Origin of the sequence: Klebsiella sp. R445 (assembly GCF_051131755.1) — a bacterium.
Classification (GTDB): Bacteria; Pseudomonadota; Gammaproteobacteria; order Enterobacterales; family Enterobacteriaceae; genus Klebsiella; species Klebsiella lignicola.
This window is the reverse complement of record NZ_CP180446.1, coordinates 3,439,799-3,460,691: the sequence shown is the minus strand read 5'-3', so window position 1 is coordinate 3,460,691 and position 20,893 is coordinate 3,439,799. Positions and strand designations below refer to the sequence as shown.

Annotated in this window: 12 protein-coding genes and 1 pseudogene; 5 read left to right on the top strand and 8 right to left on the bottom strand. The window is 57.7% G+C overall.

What is annotated here, in order from left to right; translation table 11 throughout:
• The first annotated feature begins 100 nt into the window (after positions 1-100).
• From ACMYSN_RS16125 to ACMYSN_RS16105, 5 genes and pseudogenes are all read left to right on the top strand, one after another.
• A complete protein-coding gene (locus tag ACMYSN_RS16125) occupies positions 101-1,000 on the top strand; it encodes a LysR family transcriptional regulator (protein ID WP_462495471.1) in 900 nt (299 codons plus the stop codon).
• A 244-nt stretch (positions 1,001-1,244) separates the two neighbouring features.
• Positions 1,245-2,276: a YhjD family protein gene (yhjD, locus tag ACMYSN_RS16120; RefSeq protein WP_462495470.1), complete on the top strand. Its 1,032-nt coding sequence runs from the start codon at positions 1,245-1,247 to the stop codon at positions 2,274-2,276.
• Between the two features lie 270 nt (positions 2,277-2,546).
• Positions 2,547-3,869 carry an MFS transporter gene (locus ACMYSN_RS16115; protein WP_123757213.1) on the top strand — a complete coding sequence of 441 codons (1,323 nt, stop codon included), beginning with the start codon at positions 2,547-2,549 and terminating at the stop codon, positions 3,867-3,869.
• A gap of 262 nt (positions 3,870-4,131) precedes the next feature.
• On the top strand, positions 4,132-5,061 hold the full coding sequence (gene kdgK / locus ACMYSN_RS16110) for a sugar kinase (RefSeq protein ID WP_462495469.1): 930 nt from the start codon (positions 4,132-4,134) through the stop codon (positions 5,059-5,061).
• Positions 5,062-5,099: 38 nt separating this feature from the next.
• Positions 5,100-5,198, top strand: a pseudogene (locus ACMYSN_RS16105) (hypothetical protein); the annotation flags it as partial.
• Here ACMYSN_RS16105 and ACMYSN_RS16100 read toward each other — a convergent pair.
• The 8 genes from ACMYSN_RS16100 to bcsQ all read right to left on the bottom strand — a co-directional run bounded on the left by ACMYSN_RS16100 (position 5,173) and on the right by bcsQ (position 20,885).
• On the bottom strand, positions 5,173-6,666 hold the full coding sequence (locus ACMYSN_RS16100) for a M16 family metallopeptidase (RefSeq protein ID WP_462495468.1): 1,494 nt from the start codon (positions 6,664-6,666) through the stop codon (positions 5,173-5,175). The pseudogene ACMYSN_RS16105 and the gene ACMYSN_RS16100 sit on opposite strands and share 26 nt — an antisense overlap.
• Before the next feature lie 219 nt (positions 6,667-6,885).
• Positions 6,886-8,172, bottom strand: a complete 1,287-nt coding sequence (locus ACMYSN_RS16095; protein ID WP_154144294.1) for a dicarboxylate/amino acid:cation symporter — start codon at positions 8,170-8,172, stop codon at positions 6,886-6,888.
• Positions 8,173-8,327: 155 nt separating this feature from the next.
• Complete coding sequence (locus tag ACMYSN_RS16090; RefSeq protein ID WP_462498274.1) at positions 8,328-10,334, bottom strand: sensor domain-containing phosphodiesterase; 2,007 nt, start codon at positions 10,332-10,334, stop codon at positions 8,328-8,330.
• Between the two features lie 229 nt (positions 10,335-10,563).
• Positions 10,564-14,043: a cellulose biosynthesis protein BcsC gene (gene bcsC, locus ACMYSN_RS16085; RefSeq protein WP_462495467.1), complete on the bottom strand. Its 3,480-nt coding sequence runs from the start codon at positions 14,041-14,043 to the stop codon at positions 10,564-10,566.
• The gene (gene bcsZ, locus ACMYSN_RS16080; RefSeq protein ID WP_462495466.1) at positions 14,025-15,134 is read right to left on the bottom strand and encodes an endoglucanase; all 1,110 of its coding nucleotides are present in this window, start codon (positions 15,132-15,134) and stop codon (positions 14,025-14,027) included. The genes bcsC and bcsZ overlap by 19 nt, the downstream gene beginning before the upstream one ends.
• A gap of 3 nt (positions 15,135-15,137) precedes the next feature.
• Positions 15,138-17,522, bottom strand: coding sequence for a cellulose biosynthesis cyclic di-GMP-binding regulatory protein BcsB (gene bcsB, locus ACMYSN_RS16075; RefSeq protein WP_462495465.1), 2,385 nt, complete (start codon positions 17,520-17,522; stop codon positions 15,138-15,140).
• A gap of 10 nt (positions 17,523-17,532) precedes the next feature.
• Positions 17,533-20,151: a UDP-forming cellulose synthase catalytic subunit gene (bcsA, locus tag ACMYSN_RS16070; RefSeq protein ID WP_462495464.1), complete on the bottom strand. Its 2,619-nt coding sequence runs from the start codon at positions 20,149-20,151 to the stop codon at positions 17,533-17,535.
• A complete protein-coding gene (gene bcsQ, locus ACMYSN_RS16065; RefSeq protein ID WP_462495463.1) occupies positions 20,148-20,885 on the bottom strand; it encodes a P-loop NTPase family protein in 738 nt (245 codons plus the stop codon). Before bcsQ ends, bcsA begins: the two co-directional genes overlap by 4 nt.
• Positions 20,886-20,893: the final 8 nt, after the last annotated feature.

Here is a 20,893-nt window from a genome sequence, read left to right as displayed (position 1 = left end):
TACGTTTGTCTGGTTACAGAGCTTATTAGCTGCAAGTAAATCAATAAATACGCTAAATTACGTTTTACTGTTTCATCTTGAACAACAATAGAGTATCGGCATGGATAAAATTCACGCAATGCAGCTGTTCATTCGGGTGGCAGAACTGGAGAGTTTTTCCCGTGCCGCCGATACCCTGAGCCTGCCGAAAGGTAGCGTCTCGCGCCAGATCCAGGCGCTGGAAAACCACCTCGGCGTCCGCCTGCTGCACCGCACCACCCGCCGGGTACAGCTCACGCAGGATGGTATGGTCTACTACGAACGCGCCAAAGATCTGCTGAGTAATCTCGACGAGCTGGATGGTATGTTTCAGCACGATCCCTCCAGCATCAGCGGCCGCCTGCGGGTAGATATGCCGGTTGGGGTGGCCAAAAAACTGATTATTCCGCGCCTGCCGGCGTTTTTGCAGCAGTATCCGGGGATTGAGCTGGAGCTCAGCAGTAGCGACCGGCTGGTGGACGTGATTCGCGAAGGTTTTGATTGCGTGGTACGGGTCGGCACGCTGAAAGATTCCGGCCTGGTCGCCCGCCCGCTGGGCAAGCTGACGCAAATTAACTGCGCCAGCCCGCAATACTTATCCCGGTTCGGCTACCCGACCACGCTTGAAGATCTGGCGGATCATGCCCTGATCCATTATGCGAGCACCCCCGGCGCGCGGCCACTGGGGTTTGAAGTGGTGGGTGATGGCGTGGTCCGCTGGGTGAAAACCGGCGGGGTGCTCACCGTCAACAGCACCGAAACCTACCAGGCCGCCTGCCTGGCAGACCTGGGGATAATTCAGGTTCCGCGCACCGGCGTGCGTGAAACGTTGCGCACCGGCGAGCTGATTGAAATTCTGCCGCAGTATCGCGCTGAGCCTTTGCAGGTGTCGCTCATCTACCCTCACCGCCGCAACCTTTCCCGGCGGGTGCATCTGTTTATGGAGTGGCTGGGGGGCGTCATGAAAGAGTACGTCGATTAAGCGCCGCAGCGCTTTATGCTGGGGTTTGCGGTGCCGGATCGGGTGCAAGGCAAGCCCCTCGCAGGTTTTACGTATATATACCCGTCATCCTTCAAGTTGCCTGGGTGTTGGCTGCTCCCGTTCACCCCAGTCACTTACTTGAGTAAGCTCCTGGGGATTTACGGTCTTGCCGCCTGCAAGCAACTCGAATTATTTAGGGTATAATTTTGTAGAACCTCGTTGTAAAAAAAGGAAGAAATAACGAATGACACCGGAAAACGACAGTAAGCGCCCACCCCAGGAGCCGGGCCAGTCGCCAGAAAAAAGCAAAAGTAGGCTGGCCGCTATCAACGATTCTGCCGTCGCGCAGAAGGCCAATCAGGCGTTGAAGAGCGTAACCGGGACCGCCGAGAAAGTGCAGCGCAACCCGATTATTGCGCACCTGCTGCGTGCCGCCGAACGCTTCAATGACCGAATGGGCAACCAGTTTGGCGCGGCCATCACCTACTTCTCGTTCTTGTCGATGATCCCCATTCTGATGGTCTCCTTCGCCGCCGCCGGTTTTGTTCTGGCCTGGCACCCGACGCTGCTGCAGGATATTTTCGATAAGATCCTGCTCAACGTCAGCGATCCCACTCTGGCAGCGACCCTGAAAAACACCATTAATACCGCCGTGCAGCAGCGTACCGCCGTCGGCCTGGTGGGTCTGCTGGTGGCGCTGTACTCCGGGATTAACTGGATGGGCAACCTGCGTGAGGCCATTCGCGCCCAGTCGCGCGACGTGTGGGAGCGCACGCCGCAGGACCAGGAAAAAATCTGGGTGAAATACTTCCGTGATTTTATCTCGCTGATTGGCCTGCTGGTGGCGCTGGTGGTCACCCTGTCGATCACCTCGGTGGCCGGGTCGGCGCAGCAGATGATTATCTCGGCGCTGTATCTCGATGATATCGAATGGTTAAAACCGGCCTGGCGGCTGATCGGTCTCGCCATTTCTATCTTCGCCAACTATCTGCTGTTTTTCTGGATCTTCTGGCGTCTGCCGCGCCACCGTCCGCGGCGTAAAGCGCTGATTCGCGGCACCCTGATCGCTGCCATCGGCTTTGAGATCATCAAGATAATCATGACCTGGACGCTGCCGGCCCTCGTGAAATCGCCGTCCGGCGCGGCATTTGGTTCTGTGCTGGGACTGATGGCCTTCTTCTATTTCTTCGCCCGTCTGACGCTGTTCTGCGCGGCCTGGATTGCCACCGCCGAGTACAAAGACGACCGCCGGATGCCGGGAAAAACGCACGATTAACGCCACCATCGGACTGAGTAAAGACGCAAAATTCAGTCCGATTCATCATTTCAGCAGATAAATCCAACGTGTAACTTTTATTTAACTTAAAACTGGTTTTATCTGCTATTTTTTTATTTATGCTAAGTGTTTCATGGAAGTTATTTTTCTGGCGTAAAAATTATCCGCTTTTTGCCTGTTTTTTAGCCTTCGGCAGGCCCTGTTACAGATTGAAATGTCCCTTTTGCTGTGGCTATATGACCTTTCGTCCGCAAAAAATAAGAAAGATTTATGCAAGCCACAGCCACCACACTCGACAATTCGCAGGAAACCGCACCGGTTAACTCGCGCAACAAAGTCGTCGTCGCGTCACTCATCGGTACCGCCATTGAGTTCTTCGACTTCTATATCTATGCCACCGCCGCGGTGATCGTTTTCCCGCATATTTTCTTCCCGCAGGGCGATCCTGCCGCCGCGACGCTCCAGTCGCTGGCGACATTCGCCATTGCCTTCGTCGCACGTCCGATTGGCTCCGCGTTGTTCGGCCACTTCGGCGACCGCGTCGGGCGTAAAGTCACCCTGGTGGCCTCGCTGCTGACCATGGGGATTTCGACGGTTATTATCGGCCTGCTGCCTGGCTACGAGAGCATTGGTATTCTGGCACCGATGCTGCTGGCGCTGGCGCGCTTTGGTCAGGGTCTGGGCCTCGGTGGTGAGTGGGGAGGCGCTGCGCTGCTGGCGACCGAAAACGCTCCGCCGCGTAAACGTGCGCTGTACGGCTCTTTCCCGCAGCTGGGCGCGCCTATCGGCTTCTTTTTTGCCAACGGGACCTTCCTGCTGCTCTCCTGGCTGCTGACCGACGAGCAGTTTATGGAATGGGGCTGGCGCGTGCCGTTTATCTTCTCCGCCGTGCTGGTCATTATTGGGCTGTATGTCCGCGTTTCGCTGCATGAAACGCCGGTATTCGCCAAAATCGCCGCGGCGAAGAAACAGGTCAAAATCCCGATGGGTACCCTGCTGACAAAGCATGTGCGCGTGACCGTGCTGGGTACCTTCATCATGCTGGCCACCTACACCCTGTTCTACATCATGACCGTCTATTCCATGACGTTCAGCACCGGCGCGGCGCCGGTCGGTCTTGGCCTGCCGCGTAATGAAGTGCTGTGGATGCTGATGATGGCGGTAATTGGCTTCGGCGTGATGGTGCCGGTTGCCGGCCTGCTGGCGGATGCGTTTGGTCGTCGTAAGAGCATGATCGTCATTACCTCGATGATTATCCTCTTCGCGCTGTTCGCCTTTAAACCGCTGCTGGGTTCCGGCGAGCCGATCCTCGTCTTCGCCTTCCTGCTGCTGGGCTTAAGCCTGATGGGGCTGACGTTTGGCCCGATGGGCGCGCTGCTGCCGGAGCTGTTCCCGACCGAAGTCCGCTACACCGGCGCCTCGTTCTCTTATAACGTGTCGTCGATTCTCGGCGCCTCCGTTGCGCCGTATATTGCGGCCTGGCTGCAGGGTCACTACGGTCTGACGGCGGTGGGCATCTACCTGGCGGCGATGGCCGGGCTGACGCTGATAGCACTGCTGTTAACCCACGAAACGCGCCACCAGTCACTGTAATCACCTGCTGCCCGGCGCATATCGTCGGGCAGCACATTCTCGCGCCTGCCCCCCGTTGCTCCCCGGTTCTGCTGCGATTGCCTGTACCTCACGTCGATGAACAATCCTGTCGGGATCGCCATTTTGCACTGACAAATGCGTTTTTCGTCACATTACGCGCGTCAGGTCAAAAAAATAATGGAACAATGTTTTAATATAATTGACCATAAAAACGGCACAGCGCACACTAGCGTTAAATTCGATTCCATCTCAGGTCATGACTATGTCTAAAAAAATTGCCGTCATTGGCGAATGTATGATTGAGCTGTCAGAGAAACACGCGGCGGTAAACCGCGGATTTGGCGGCGATACCTTAAACACTTCCGTCTATATTGCGCGTCAGACCGATGCCAGCGATCTCGCCGTTCACTACGTGACCGCGTTAGGTACGGATGCTTTCAGCCAGCAGATGCTGGACGCCTGGCAGCAGGAAAACGTGCAGACTGACCTGATTCAGCGCATGGCTAACCGCCTGCCGGGGCTGTACTACATCGAAACCGACGAGACCGGCGAGCGGACCTTTTACTACTGGCGCAACGAAGCCGCCGCGAAATTCTGGCTGGAAAGCGAACACTCCGCCGCCATCTGCGAAGAGCTGGCGACCTTTGATTACCTCTATCTCAGCGGGATTAGCCTGGCGATCCTCAGCCCCACCAGCCGTGAGAAACTGTTGACCCTGCTGTGCGAATGCCGTGCTAACGGCGGCAAAGTCATTTTTGACAACAACTACCGTCCGCGTCTGTGGGCCAGCAAAGAAGAGACGCAGCAGGTCTACCAGCAAATGCTGACCTGCACCGATATCGCCTTCCTGACGCTGGATGATGAAGACGCGCTGTGGGGTGAAAAGCCGGTCGATGAGGTGATTGCCCGTACGCATGCCGCAGGCGTGACCGAAGTGGTGGTAAAACGCGGGGCGGACTCCTGCCTGGTGGCCGTTGCTGGTCAACCGTTGCTGGACGTACCGGCCGTGAAGTTGCCAAAAGAGCAGGTGGTGGACACTACGGCGGCCGGGGATTCCTTCAGCGCCGGTTATCTGGCGGTGCGTCTGACCGGTGGCGATGCTGAGTCAGCCGCCAGACGTGGGCACCTGACCGCCAGCACGGTGATTCAGTATCGTGGGGCGATTATCCCGCGCGAAGCGATGCCGCTGTAACTTACCGTCGTGAACGGCGCGATTCGGGGAGGTTCCCCGGTCGCGCTGCGCTGACCGGGGCTATCTGTGATATTGCAGGTGGCCGGGAAAGCTCCAGGGCCTACGGGCGCATTACTGGGCCGGTGGAATATCCGTGACGTCGCTATGCGCTTCCCCGGCGCTGTCAGCGCTGGTTGCAGCAGGAGGCGGCATCATCAACCGTTCCCACGTCGCCTTCAGATCCTTCATGTCGTATTCCGGTTCACCCTGCGGCTGCTGCAATACCAGCGCCATATCCTGCGACAGCTGCTGACGTAGATACTGGTTCAGCATGTCGACGGTCAGCGAATCGAGGAACTCCTGACGCAGCTTCTGATACTGCTCCGGCGCGATATCGACCACCTGATTTTGCAGCGAACGCGTACGTTGGCTAATCAGGATATCGGTGTCGGTACGCGCATAGGTGGCAAACAGTTTCTGCAGCTCCAGGTTCTTCTGGGCGATCAGGGCATCAAACTCTTCTGCCGGCAGGCCGTTATCACGCACCTTCGCCAGCTCGCGGGAGACCGCGCTCAGGTTAGCGTTGAGTTTATTACCTGGCGATTCGATATTGATGGCGCACTGCGCGCGCTGATAGAGCACCCGGCAGTCGAAACCGAGGCTCACGTCTTTGACGTTGCCACGGCTCAGGCTCTGCTGAACATGCCAGAACAGCGCCTCACGTGCCAGGTCATCGCGCCAGTAGCGTTGCAGCGCGACCGAATCACGGATCGGCTGCCACGGTGAATCCCACATGATAGACAGTTTATCCTGACGCACCGAGTTACTTATGATACTGACCGGCGTAGTCGGCAATGGCGCCAGCGTCGGCACCGCCGCAGGCGTTTCACGCTTGCCCTGCAGTTCACCGAAGGTTTTATTGATTTGCTCCGCCACGCTGCGGCTATCGACGTTACCCACCACAATCAGCGTCATGGCGTCCGGGGTGTACCACTTCTTATAAAACGCCTTCAGCTGCGCCGTATCGATCGGCTGTTTCAGCGGCGCAGCCGGGTCGTGGCCGAGCATCGTGGAGCCTTTCAGGCGATAGCGCCACCAGCCATCTTTGGTGTCAAGCGGCCAGGTCGCCACCATATCATCGCCCTGCAGAGCGTGATTCACCGATTCCGGCGTGATCACCAGTTTGCCGCTGGCATCGGAGAGCCAGTTCAACGCCTCTTTGAGCAGGTCGTTACGGTTGTTTGGCAGGCTGAGATTAAACATGGTGTAGCTGTACGAGACCAGCGCCGGCGGCATAGGACGATTAGGATCGATGCTTTGCTGCCACAACGAACGCGCCTGCATGGTCGGCAGGCTGCCGCTCTGTGTTAAGGCCAGACGCGGGATAAAGCGGGTGAAGCCGCTCTGCTGAGTGCTTTCACTCAGCGAGCCAATATTCACGAACAGACGGACTTCAATACGATCGCTGGGACGCTGCGGAGTGGCTAAAACCTGCCACTGGAGTCCGTTGGCGAGAGTCCCCTGTTGCCAGGCCGGGTCCGGCTGGAGCGCTTCTGCTTGCACATAACCGGCCGCTGCCATCATCAGCAAACCACCCGTTAACAGTCGAATTTTTGTGCCCTGCATGTGAACCCCTGATGAACATTCCTGGTTACAAAAGCAACCCGCTCGCGGGCTGCCAAAAAGAGAGTGAGCAAAGTACGTCGTTTAGACCACGTGGAGATGAAAATGTCACACGGAGACGTAAAATAAACATAAGGCATCGTCCCCCGTTGCCGGGGAAGGATACCTAATTATGCGCAGGAGCCCGGAGTCCAGCAAGGACAACGGGCTTAACAGAAGGATTTAAGAGGATAATTCGTGCGATTTGTTGGCCGGCGTGCGGTTATTCAGGACATCATCCAGCTGTTGGGTGTCCAGCTCCTTGACCCATTTTGCCACCACGACGGTTGCAACGCCGTTACCCACCAGGTTGGTCAGCGCACGCGCTTCTGACATAAAGCGGTCAATCCCAAGAATCAGCGCCAGGCCGGCAACCGGTAAATGGCCCACCGCCGAAATCGTCGCCGCCAGTACGATAAAGCCGCTGCCCGTCACGCCAGCCGCCCCTTTCGAGGAGAGCAGCAGCACCACCAGCAGGGTGATTTGATGGAAGATATCCATATGGCTGTTGGTCGCCTGGGCAATAAAGACCGCCGCCATCGTCAGATAGATCGACGTACCATCAAGGTTAAAGGAGTAGCCGGTTGGAATGACCAGACCGACCACTGATTTACGGCAGCCCAGCTTTTCCATTTTATCCAGCATGCGCGGCAATGCCGATTCAGACGACGAGGTGCCGAGAACAATCAGCAGTTCTTCACGAATATAGCGGATAAATTTGAAGATGCTGAAGCCGGTTATCCGGGCGATAGAACCCAGTACCACCACCACAAAGAGAATACAGGTGATGTAGAAGCAGATGATCAGCTGGCCCAGTTGCACCAGGGATCCCACGCCATATTTACCGATGGTAAAGGCCATTGCCCCGAAGGCACCGATCGGCGCCAGGCGCATGATCATATTGATGATGCCAAAGATCACCTGCGAGAAGCTCTCAATGACGTTGAAAATGAGCTGGCCCTTGCTGCCGAGGCGATGCAACGCAAAGCCGAACAGCACCGCAAACATCAGCACCTGAAGGATGTTCCCGCTGGCAAACGCGCCAATCACGCTGCCGGGAATGATATCCAGCAGGAAGGCGACAATCCCCTGTTCTTTGGCCTGCTCGGCGTAGACCGCCACAGCATGTGCATCAAGCGTAGCCGGGTCGACGTTCATGCCAGCGCCGGGTTGCACAACGTTAACAATGATCAGCCCGATAATCAGCGCGATGGTACTCACGACTTCAAAGTAGAGCAGCGCCACCGCACCGGTACGGCCAACGGCCTTCATGCTTTCCATCCCGGCAATCCCTGTCACGACCGTACAGAAGATAACCGGGGCGATCACCATTTTAATCAGTTTAACGAAGGCGTCGCCCAGGGGTTTCATCTGCGCGCCAAGTTCCGGGTAGAAATGGCCCAGCAGAATACCGATCGCGATGGCAGACAAAACCTGCACATAGAGGCTTTTGAACAGAGAGGTTTTCATAGAGTGTCCTTAGGTATAACCACAGACATTGAGGGGTTATATGGCGTCTGTGGCCTAAAAATAACACCAAGGAAACATTTCAGAAATAACTAACCGCAATAATGCAACGGAATTGTTAAAAACCTTGAACTGACACGCACAAGTTTACTCTGGTTTTACAAACTTGCACCCTCTTCACCCTGAAGCAGATACTTCCCGCTAAATGCATCTTGCGCTACCGCATCGCCGGAAAGCTGTCCCTGAACGACATCGACACCGGATGCCTGCAACCAACGATACTGCTCCTGCTTATCGACCCCTTCGGCGACAATGCGCAGATTCAGGCCGCGCGCCAGCTGGATAATCGCCGGGACCATGCTGGTGTCCTCGGGCAACATATCAATAAATGCCTTATCGATTTTCAGAATGTCGACCGGCAGCGATTTCAGGTGCTGAAGCTGACGCAGCCCCGCATACCCCATGCCAAAATCATCCAGCGCAATGTGCACGCCAGCATCACGCAGCGGGCGCAGCAGCGAAACCACCATCTGCGGGTCGTCCAGCCGACGGCTGTCGGTAATCTCGAGGATCAGCGTACCCGGCGCAATGCGGTAGCGTTCGAGTAAGGTCAGCATTTCAGCGCCACGGTCGTGATGCAACAGCTGCAGGAGCGAGACGCTCACCGACAGCGGCAACATCATGCCGGTACTTTGCCACGCGGCGAGCTGGCGACAGGCGGCTTCCAGCACCCAGTAGCCCACCGGCACCGTCAGGCCACAGGCGTCGATGCGCTCAAGCAGGTTCGGCGGCAGCGACCAGCTGCCATCGGCCTGATGCTGGCGCAGCAGCACTTTCGCCCCGCAGACCTCGCCGCTGTCGGTATTCACCTGCGGCTGAAGCCAGATAGCAAACTGATGGTTATCCAGCGCCGCCAGGATATCGTGCTCTTCCATTAGCCGACGCTGGGCTTTTTCCATCTGGGCAGGGTCGAAAAACTCAATCTGGTTTTTCCCTTTATGGCGTGCGGCAACGGCGGCGGAAAATGCCCGGCGGTAGAGTTGCTCCGCCGTCAGCTCGCCATTGAACATCGCAATCCCCACGCTGGCGCAGGGGCGCAGCTGGATACCGTGCAGCGGCAACCGTTCATTAATAACAGTGAGTACTTGCTTACTTAATGTCACCGCATGCCAGGGCTCGCTCATTCCCTGGGCCAGAATCGCGAAGTCATACCCGCTGATTTGGGTCAGTACCATCCGCGGCGGGATAATACCGCGCAGTTTTTCCACCAGCGTCAGCAGCAGGATCTCGCGTTGAGTCTCTTTCAGCACGCCCGCCGTGTCCTGCAGGGTTTCACAGGCGATCACCAGCAGGGCTGAGGTTTGCGGTCGGGCCACCGTCTGCTCAAGCAGCGCCATTAAGAAGGCTTTATTGGGCAGGTCGGATACCGGGAAGCGGGTGGATTGCAATGCCAGCTCGTCGTGCTGACGCAGCAGGGTTTGCTGGTTGCGGTTGTAGCTGCGCACCAGCAGGCCCAGCTCATCATCATGGTGCAGCCGCGGCAGGGTTAACTGATGCCCCAGCCGGTCATGTTGCGCAACTTCGTTAAGTTCACGGGCGATTTTACGCAGCGGGCGCACAATCAGGCGGTTGATACACCATGTAATGGCAACCGTCAGTATCAGCACCAAAAGGAAGTAAGCGGTCACTAACGTAGAGAGCACGCTCATGATGAATTTGTAGGTCTGCCAGGAGTCAGCCTGCAGCACCAGATAGGCAATCGGCTGTGGGTTAGCTGGCCTTTCCAGCGAATAGACCGGGAGCGATATCTGGATCGGCAGCTCGAAAATACGGGTGATGGTCACAGGCACCGGGCGTTCAGGGATAAAGCGCATCCGCAGCGCCTGGAATTGATTCGGCAACACCACATCGGCCCGGCTGACAATGCCAGCAGGCTGAATACGACTGAGGATGGTTTCCGCTTCCGGAATGTCCCCCTTCAGGATGGCCGAAGACAGCGGTTCGCGAACCGCACGAGCGATACTTTCTAAGTGCGTGGCCGTCGAAAAGCGATTCTGTTGCACAAAGTGAAACAGCAAAATAGAGCAGAAGACCAATACAAATGCCATGGACACGCCCGCGACCATCGCCATTTGTTTAATTGTAAGTGAACGGCTGACGCGCAACTGGGTTCTCCACTGATACACTGATACCTGACACATACCCGGTTTAGATCCATCAAACCGGTCTTTTTCAGGCTGATTATATACTCAACGCCCGCCAGCCTGTAGCCCGGTCAGCGCAGCGCCACCGGGGGAACGAACGACCAACGTAGCCAAAGACGGACGAAGTGTGACGAGTATACGCGAACGGACGGGTGGAGTGACGTCCGAAAGCGTAATTCAGGCGATTCTGTTACCAGTCAGCATAGGGAACGAGCGGCTGCGGCGGCATGTCCATATCGCCCTGCCAGCCGGCGGCCGAGTAGCGGACGTAGAGCAACGCATGGCTCGGGGTGTAATCCTTCGCCTGCTGAATATCCACCGCCGCGCCGACAAACCAGTTGCCGGTGACCCGACGCTCAACCAGCGCCCGGGCAGTATAACCAAAGCCCTGGCTGCTGCTGCCTTCTTCCGTCAGCTGACTGGCGTCAGCACGGTATTCTGAGGGGATCAAATTCAACAGCGGATAGCGCGCCTGGGTTTTGGTCCGTGAATGCGACCAGGAGACAGAGCCACCCAGTTCCCACGACCAGTTCTCCGTGCGCTGACGCCAGGTCACCGGCACCGCGAACGAAATATACTCCTGCGGACTGTAGTAACCACCTTGCCCCAGGGTATAACCGCTCAGGTCCTTATCGTAGTGCCAGAGCATATTGTTCAGGCCTACGGTAACGCGGCGATTATCTTCATTAATGACCTTATAGTAGTAGCCGGTCATCCAGCGCACGCGCCAGTTGTCCTCGACGTTTTTCCCCGTGAGCTGATCGACGCCCAGCGAAGACCAGACCCCGTTGGCTTCACCTTTGTCGTAGCTCAGACTCACGCCACCGCCGTCAGCACGCACGCCGCCCCAGGTTGTCCCGGTGTGGCTGCTGCTGTCTTTCTGCCCGCCAAAGGCCAGCAGCGAGCTGGAAATCGGTCGACGATGCATATTGACGGTATAGCCGATCGGCCCGAGGTCGTTGCTATAGCTGAGTCCACCCACCACATCGACTACGTTAAAGCCCATCGGCGTGGTGCCAATATCGCCGCTCCAGGTATCGTTCTTCCAGCCCACCGCAATACTGGCCCCGCCGTCACTCTGGTTCTTGCTGCCGCTGGTACAGGCAATTTCACCGCAGGTCCCCCAGCTCGGCGAGTAGCTGCCGTCGCTGTTGCTGGAGAAACTCCCGGCGTCCATATTGACGAGGTCGGTACGGAAGAACATCCGCCCGTCGGCAAGCGGCGCATCCACGTGCAGCATGGTGGTGTGCGCTTTCAAATCGGAATAGCCGCCGGTACCGCTGGAGCCCCAATAGTCATGCTCCAGGGTCACGTTGAGATCCTGCTGACGATAGAGATCGGCAGCATCGCTGCGGACCCCACGTTTCAGCCAGTCATCGCTGCTGTCGTTGCGGGTCAGGCGGGTAAAGGTGTCGTTATCCTGCGGGCGGACAGGGGTCACGCCCGCAGCCACCATCGCATCTTTGTAACTCTCCAGCGCCTGCTGAGGCTCGCCGTTTGCAGTCTGGAAACGGGCCGCATCGCGCAGTACCAGCGCGCTTTCCATCGACGGCGGCTGGGATTTCGCCTGCGGAATAATGCGCTCAAAAATCTGCTGCGCCTGGGCGGTATCGCCAAATCCCGCCGTTGCCAGGGCGATCCGCCGCTGCATATTGATGGAGTCAGTTTCGTCGCCCTTCAGCTTGCTGACCTGCGCGCGGGCAGCATTTTTATCGCCCTCGGCAAGATACACTTCCGCCAGCCCCAGACGCGCATCGCCGTTGTCCGGCTCTTTACCCAGCGCGTCGTTGTAGCGTGCGATCGCCGTCTGGTTGTCGCCACGCTGCTGCGCCCAGTCCGCCAGCGTCAGATCGTAACGGATCAGCGGCGGCTGCTGTTTAATCAGGGCGATCGCCTGGGCTTCCTGGCCACTATCACGCAGCTGGTTGGCCTGTCGAATCACTTTGTCGCTTTGCAGACGCGCATCCAGCTCCCGGATATTATCCGTCCATTGACTCTGCGGCAGCGCGTTAATCTGCGCCAGCGCCCTGTCATCCTGATTATTACCGGATAAATAGAGTCCGTAGGCATACACGCGGTCGGCATCGCCAGGTTTACGGTTGACCATATCGCGCATCAGCGTATCGGCTTCCGTCTGCTGGCCTGCACTCACTAAATCGCGAGACAGGCGGTAGGTGATCCACACGCTGTCCGGGTCAAGCGCCAGACGTCGGCGCTGAACTTCCGCCGCCTGCGCCCAGTTCCCTTTGCTCTCCAGGGCTTCGGCCTGTTTTTCTAACCGTTCATTGGCCAGGCTGCGTTCAATATCGTCGATGCTGCGGCGCTGGCTCGGCGATAGCGTAGCAATATAGGCGCTGGCTTTTTCCGGCGATTCAGTTCGATAGAGGTTAGCCAGTCCGCGGACCGCCAGGCTGTTACCGCGATCCATCCGCAGGGTACGCTGATAATAGCGCTCCGCCGCGGCCGTATCTTTGCGTGCTGCCGCCACATCACCAAGTCCGAGAACCGCATAGCTATCGGTATTGTCGACCCGCTGCGCCTGTGCATAGGCGTTTTGTGCCTGATCCAGCTTCCCGGCTTTCAGCGCGTTATCGCCCTGCTTGATCAACAGCCAGTAGCGGTTGGTCTGGAGCAGGCTGTCCCATTTATCGCGACTCGGACTTTTGGGATCCATCGCGATCGCTTTATTCAGTTGGGCGACGGCCCGGGCTCTGTCACCACGCTGCGAATAGGCCTGACCCAGCGCCCCCACCGCATCGCTGTCCCTGGCATCGGCCCGGACGGCCTGTTGTAAACTGGCAATGGCCTGTGCCGGGTTGTCGTTTTTCACCGCCGCCAGCCCTTCGGATCGTTCGCGGAACGCCGGATCCTGGAGCTGTGCCTGCTGCTGAGCCAGCAGCACCCGGGCATTTGCTGCCGATTTACCGGTTTCGAACAGCGTCAGAAAACGCTGCAGCTCCTGTACGCTGCCCTTGCTGACCGGCATGTCTTTGATTTCGCTGAGCCACATATCCGCCGCGGTACTGCGACCGGCAGCCGAACGCGACATCTGCTCTAAATAGGCAAACCCTTCCGCAGGCTTATCGTCGGAAAACATCTGTTTAGCCAGGGCGGCCTGCAGGTCGGGGTTGCCAGGGTTGCTGGCATCCAGTTTTTTTAACTGCGCGACCGCTTCTTTATGACGGGCCGGAAGCCGCGCCACCAGCGCCCAGTATTCGATCGCCAGCGAAGGATCGGGCGGCACGCCGCCGAATAATTTATCAAAAGCGGCAACGCCCTCTTCCACCCGTCCTGAAACCCCTAACAGGCGAGCCTGCTGCAGCTCCTGACGCCCGTCACTGGTGCTGAGGCTCATTTCGCTACGCGAGGATTTCAGCTCCGCGGAGTCCGGGGCCACCTTCGCTAATTTTTCGAGCTGTTTTTTCGCACCGGCGGTATCGCCCTGGCGCAACAGATAGCGCATGTGCGCAGCCACATAGGCGGGATTATTCGGGTCAATCAGCTCCAGTCGGTATAAGGATTGCTTCACCAGATCTTCACGATGGCTCGCTTCACCCAGCCGGACTTGCTCCAGCAGATGTTCCTGGGCGGGCGTTGTCGCCGCCTGTACCGCCGGCAGCAGCACGATGCCCAGCGACAGCGTGATAACATTTAGTCTGAACTTGCGCATTCCTTGTTCCAGTCAGGTCGTAATTCGCCTTTCACAGAGAAGCGAAAACGATGTTGATCCCATCCCTGGCCAAAAAGAGTCAGGACCGCGTTGTAGTAGGCATCTGCGCCGGGATAGTGGTCTGCGACGCGTTGGCGTTGCACGGCCCGGATGTCATCATTTTGCAGGAACGGCAGCAGCGACGCCGAGAAGCCAACCGGGCCGTTGCCGGTGGTTTTCCCGGTGGCAATGTTCACTTTTTCCGGTGGTACGCCGAGGTGAATCGTCTGCGCCTCCATCGGCGCAAAGCGGGACAGCAGCTGTGCTTTCTGTTTATCACCGTCATCCAGCATCCCGGCCCATAAATAGACCCGAATCGCGTCATAGCTGCCGATAATCGGTTTGTCGGCTTTCAGCTGCCAGCCTTTGCCTTTTTCGTAACGTACCCAGTCAGGGGAGAAGCCTTTTGGTGCCGTCTCCAGCAGCAAACGTAAGTTGCTGTCGCGCAGCGCCGGCCACGGGGCGTCAAAACGGGCAAAATAGCTGGCCAGCTGTGGCGGAAGATAGCTAGGGTTAAAGCGCCAGCCTTTATCGTCAGCAAAGCCGACTTTTCCCGGCAGCACCATCGGACCCAGCCCCGGTACGTCCACCACTTCTTCATCGGCGATACGAGACAGCAGCGCCTTGCCCACTTCCGTGTACTGCGGCACCTGCCATAAACGCCCGGCTTCCAGTAGCGACCAGGCTATCCATAAATCGGAGTCAGAGGCCGAGTTGCTATCCAGTACCGTCCACTCTGCTTCGCTTTTCTTACCCCACAGCCAGCCCGGCAGATGCGCACGCAGGTCGCCCTCTGCCAGGTTGTTCTGCGTCCACTGAAACAGTGTATCGAAGCTCTTGCGATCGTTGGCCGCCAGCGCAAAGAACAGCGCATAGCTTTGCCCTTCAGAGGTCGTTATTTTCCGGGCATCGCTGGGGTCAACCACCCGTCCTTCGGTGGTCACAAAATCCTTCTTAAACTGATCCCAGGCCGGCCACTGGCACGCGGCATTCACCTGCGCCGCCGCCAGCATTAACACCGACATGATTGCTCCACGTACCGCTTTCATCATGGTTTACTCGTCATCAAGATGGAGGCGACGACGGCTGACAATACGCAGCATCCGCCACAGCACCCACGCCAGCAGCACGATACTCACGGCCGCCAGAATCGCCAGCAGCACCGGATGGCTCGACAGCGCAAACCAGATGCGTTCGAACCACGGCAGGTGGCCGACATAATAAATATCGCCCACGCGCAGGCTGTTGACGCCCGATTCACGAATCACAGCGGCGGAACCAAACATCGCCGCGCGCTTACCGGTATCGTTCAGGGCGCCGTTCAGCAGTTCGTTACCGCGGGCGCTATCCGCCAGCAGCGCGACCACGCTACGTTGATCATAGTACGGCGACTGGAAGCTGATAATGGCCGCCATCGGTCCGGAAGAGGTGATATCCGTACGGGTGTTCGGCGTTCTGGCTTCGTCATCCGGGTAAATGCTCGGCAGGTCGTAGTGACGCATCGGCATTTTCACCCAGCTTTTGGTCGCTTCAACCAGCAGGTTGATTTTGCTTTCGTCTTTCAGCTCGGGCGGGATCGCGCCAATCAGCAGCAGGTCGGCATCTTTGCCCTTAAGCTTGCTGCCATCATCGGTGACCTGCATGTTGATCGCGGCGAGGCCCGTCTGGGCGCCAATACCGCCAACAGAGCTCAGCAGCGTTGCCACCTGACCTTCGGTCGGCGCTTTCGGGACCACGATCAGGGTGTCGGTGAGGTCGGCCATCCGGCTATACGGGAAACCGGCATTGGCAAAGACGCGCAGGTCCGGCATCGCGATAAAGTGGTAATACTTCGAGAAGTCGATAGTCGAGTCATCACCGATCACCACGTGGTTACTCACCGGCTGGAAGGTAATACAGTTATCGATAGACCCACCCGGCATCGGGTTCATGTACTGGAAATCAAAGCGCAACTGGTTCATCGCGCCCAGGCGCAGCGCCGGGATCGTCATTTCTGACTTGCCGTCCAGCAGCCCTTGCAGCACCGGAAGACGCAATATCAGCTTACTCACTTCCTGAGTACTGTTGAGGCTGAACGATTGCAGGAACTGGTCGTTGAGGCTGACATCCATGCGCGAACTGTCTTTGATCGGCGGCATGGTGTAGCGATAGTTCAGATTCATATCAATGCCGTTGGCGCGCAGCAGATAAAGATCCGGCGGCAGGTTCAACGCCACGTTGATGGAGTCCGGCACCAGACCGCTGGACTGCAGCTGCTGCTCATAGGTTTTCAGCTCGCCAAAGGTCACTTTACGGTCAGTACGTACCCAGTTCGGCGCATCGTACGGTTTACGTTCCTGCAGCTGTTTGACGCCATCGACTTCGACACTGCTGCCACGGAACAGAATATTGCCCTGGGCGATGCCCTTGGCCGCCAGCAGCAGGTCTTTGTCATCGCGCCCGAAGACCACCAGCAGTTTGACGTAAGGGTTATTCGGGTGGTCGATCATTTCGATGGTCGGCGCCTTCACCGGCGGATGCTCACGCAGGAAGTCCGGGCGCTTGTCGTTGGTCGCAAACACGATGGCGTTGCGTTCCGGCAGCTGGTTGAACAGCACCGGGAAGGTCTGGCCACGCCAGCCGGCTTTGCTACCAAACCACGACGCCACGATTGCCGCCGCATGCTGCTGCTGTGCATCCGGTGAGGAGGCAAAGACCATTGGCAGGGTCAGCGGACGGTTGTCACGCGGATCGTAGAACGGGACCGGGAAGTGGGACAGGTCGTTACGCACCGCCAGCGCCTGATAGGTCAGATCGAGATTACTGTTACGCCCGACGTCCAGCCACAACGTGCTGCTGGCCGGGTTCTCACAGACATCGCGATAATGGCCAACAAACTCCAGCCGCACGCGGTTAAAGTCGGTGATATACAGCGGGTCGATAGGGATCTGCGCGTTGATTTTTTTACCCAACTGCTCTTTGGTGACCGGCAGGACGCCCATCAGCTCATCGTTGAGGTATACCTTTAGCTGCGACTGCACCGGCAGTAACGAAGGTGACGGCGTGTAGTCAAGATTAAGCACCGCTTTAGTCACGACTTCATCGCTGCGCATGCCAAATTCAACCGCGCCGTCAGGATGCGCGCCGCGCAGTACCATGCTGCCCGGCGCCGGGGCGATAGTGGCAAATGACAGCTTCACGTCGCGGCTCGGCACGTTTTCCACCACCACCGGCGCTGCGGCGGGATCCACCACGGTCGCCGTCGGTTGACCTTCGGCGACAACCGGCGCGGGGATCACCAGCGGATCTGTCGCCGTAGCAGCCGGCGTTCCCGGAGCGGCCGAGGCCGCCGGAGTCGGGGCTGCCGCAATCGCGGTCGTGGGTTCCGATAAAGTCGCTAAGGGATACCAGCCAGCTATTCCCACCGCTACTGCACAAATTAAAGAGAGTTTTCTTTTCATCGCATTATCATCATTGTTGAGCCATTTCTGGTTCTGAAGAGAGTATCGCTGCGGCGCGTTCAGGCCGGCGAGGAACAAACGAAACTATCCAGGCAACCAGCATGGTGAGCGAGCGGAAAATAACCTTCACCGACGGCGGGGAGAACTCCGCCAGGTGACGATATCCACGGAACCCCAGTTTCAGGATATCCAGCAGGCTTTCCATCGGTTTATCTTCCGGGAAGCTATCCTGCCAAAGCGCCCACGTATCAGCGCGGGCAAACGTACACTGTACAAAATCAATATGTTGTTGATTGGTCAGCGGCATTAACTGCAAACCAACCTCACTGCCATTCACGCGCGCGACCCGTACCGGGAAGGCATACTCCTGTTGCCCGCGTTTCAGCAGCAGTTTCACCTGCTGCCCTTCCAGCACCTGCGCCTTACCGTGAATTTTGATCCCCAGTCCGCCATCAGAATAGTCATGAACGGTACAGGAGAACAGATGACCATCTTCGCGGGCAATCGCTGCCGGCATGCTCATTTCCACGCGGTGCGAGCGTCGAACCTGCTTACTCTCCACCGATACCGCCACCGCGCCACCGAGGATAATCAGGTTGTAGAACACCCAGACAATACTGACCCAGACGGTGAGGACTTCGTTTTCCGGGCCGTAGAAATGACGCCAGACCCCCACGGCGACCCCCACCAGGTTCAGCAGCACCAGGTAGATATAGGGCCGTGAAATCACCCAGTCGACATATTCGTCTTCAACCAGGCCACCCTTCGCCGTCACGTTGAACTTGCCTTTATGCGGGTTAATCAGCGCGACAAAAGTCGGTGGCGCAATGTACCAGGCCAGCGTGGTTTCGTAGATTTCACTCCAGAAAGAGTGGCGATATTTACCCTGGATCTTCGAGTTCGTCAGGCTGGCGTGAATCATATGCGGCAGAACGAACAGCGCGATCATCAGTGCCGGAGCATAGATGATGTAGGCGTGCAGCAGAAGAAATGCCAGCGGGGCTACCAGGAAGATCAGCCGCGGTATACCGGACAGGAAGTGCATCATCGCATTGACATAACAAATCCGCTGCGCGAACTTCAGCCCTTTACCAAACAACGGGTTATCAAGACGGAAGATCTGTACCATCCCGCGCGCCCAGCGAATACGCTGGCCGATATGCGCCGACAGACTTTCGGTTGCCAGCCCGGCGGCCTGCGGAATACGCATATAGGCCGAGGTGTAACCGCGACGGTGCAGACGCAGGGAGGTGTGGGCATCTTCGGTGACCGTTTCAACCGCGATACCGCCAATTTCATCCAGCGGACCGCGACGAATCACCGCACAGGAACCGCAGAAGAAGGTGGCGTCCCACATATCGTTGCCATCCTGCACCAGACCGTAAAACAGCGTCCCTTCGTTGGGCGTTTTGCGGAATCGACCGAGGTTACGTTCAAACGGGTCCGGAGAGAAGAAGTGGTGCGGCGTCTGCATCATCGCCAGCTCTTTCTCTTTCAGGAACCAGCCCATGGTCATCTGCAGGAAGGAGCGCGTCGGGACGTGGTCACAGTCAAAAATGGAGACGAATTCGCCTTTGGCGTATTTCAGCGCATTGTTGATGTTCCCGGCCTTAGCATGCTCATGGGTGGTACGGGCGATGTAGTGCACCCCGACATCTTTGGCGAACTGGCGAAACTCTTCGCGACCGCCGTCATCGAGGATCCAGATGTTGACTTTATCTTTCGGCCAGTCGATACCCTGCGACGCATAAATGGTGTTTTTCACCACGTTAAGATCTTCGTTATAGGTCGGCACGAAGATATCCACGGTTGGCCATTCAGCCATATCTTTTGGCAGCGGTACCGGCTGGCGATTGAGCGGCCAGACCACCTGGAAATAGCCCAGCACCAGCACCAGCCAGGCATAGGTTTCGGCAAACAACAGCACCAGCCCGCACACCAGACTGACCGGGTCATTCCAGTTCAACGTCGAGGTGTAGCGCCACCAGATATAGCGACAGGAGACGGTCAGCGAGAGGACAATCAGCATCAGGGCCGAGAAACGCCCTGGAATACGGCGTACCAGCAGCGCCACGCCCCACAACAGCAGCAGGAAAATAAACTGCGACAGCGGGTTAAACGGCTGCGTGATACAGAGCAAAGCCAGTATCAGCGAGAAGACCACCACCATGCCGAGGATAGCCTTACGCAATTTCGGGTTCAGGTGCGCCAGCTCTTTTTGTTTATTCAGGTGGTTGGTTCGGGTGTTGACTCGTTCGGGAAGCGTCTCCATCCATTGCGTGTAGCGCCCGTGAACACCTTCGAGGGCGACAAAGGCCCGCCAGTTAGCCTTTTTCTCAGGTTCCGGCACCCGCGTCACCAACAGCCACAGAGACTGCAACAGATAACGCAGCGGATCCAACAGACGCGGGCGATGGGGATTAATATGCGGGAAATAGTCGCGATGGTTATTCAGAATGGCCTGCCAGCGTGGGGTTTCCAGCGGCATCAGCGCCCAGACGATCGACGCCCACAGGCAGCCCATCGCCGCAGACAGACACGAGGCGCCGTGCTGACGATAGTCGCGGTAACGTTCGCTCAGTCGTTCCGCCACCGGAGGCGCCAGCAACAAGGTGCTCAGGCGTATCATGGTGCCTCCACGCGAGCATAGTGCAGTAAACACCAGCTGGCGAGGGTGAGAATTTCTTCCGCGGCCAGCGAGTCCTGGCGATATTCACCGAGCGGTTGCTTCGACGCCAGGCACTCCGCCATCGCTTCATCACGATGAATGGTGATGGGCAGAATACGGCGCTGGCTCTCCAGCCACAGCTGGTATAAATCTTCCTGCAGCTGGCTACCGACACGCAGATCGTTGATCAGCACATCGCCGTTAACCGGGAGCGCCTGCTGATGCAGGCGAATATGGCAGTTGCCATCAGGATGCACCACCACCAGCGTGCGGTCGCAGGCGCTAATCAACGTGCTGGACAGCGAGGAATATCCTTCGGGTAAATCCAACAGCACCCAGCGATGGTCGCCCTGCTGCACCAGTTTTTCGACGATCTCAGCGATCGGTTCCAGCGTCGGATAGAGCGAATCGACATGCTCTCTCTCGCCGGGGGTGAGCTGACCAAAGGGCAGAATATCAATATGCGAGGTATAGCGAATACCGGCATCACGCCAGTCACGCCCGTCAAGCAACGAGCGCGCCCAGCCATCCTGATGGGATGCCTCGACGTTAAAGAGAAACCGCAGCATGTTGTCCGGGCTGGCATCGACCACCAGAACCGTTTCACCAAGCAGCTGTAACGCCCAGGCCAGCGCCGCGGTAATCGACGTGGTGCCCACGCCACCGCGTATGCCCTGTAATCCAAGAATAGCCATCGGCAGCG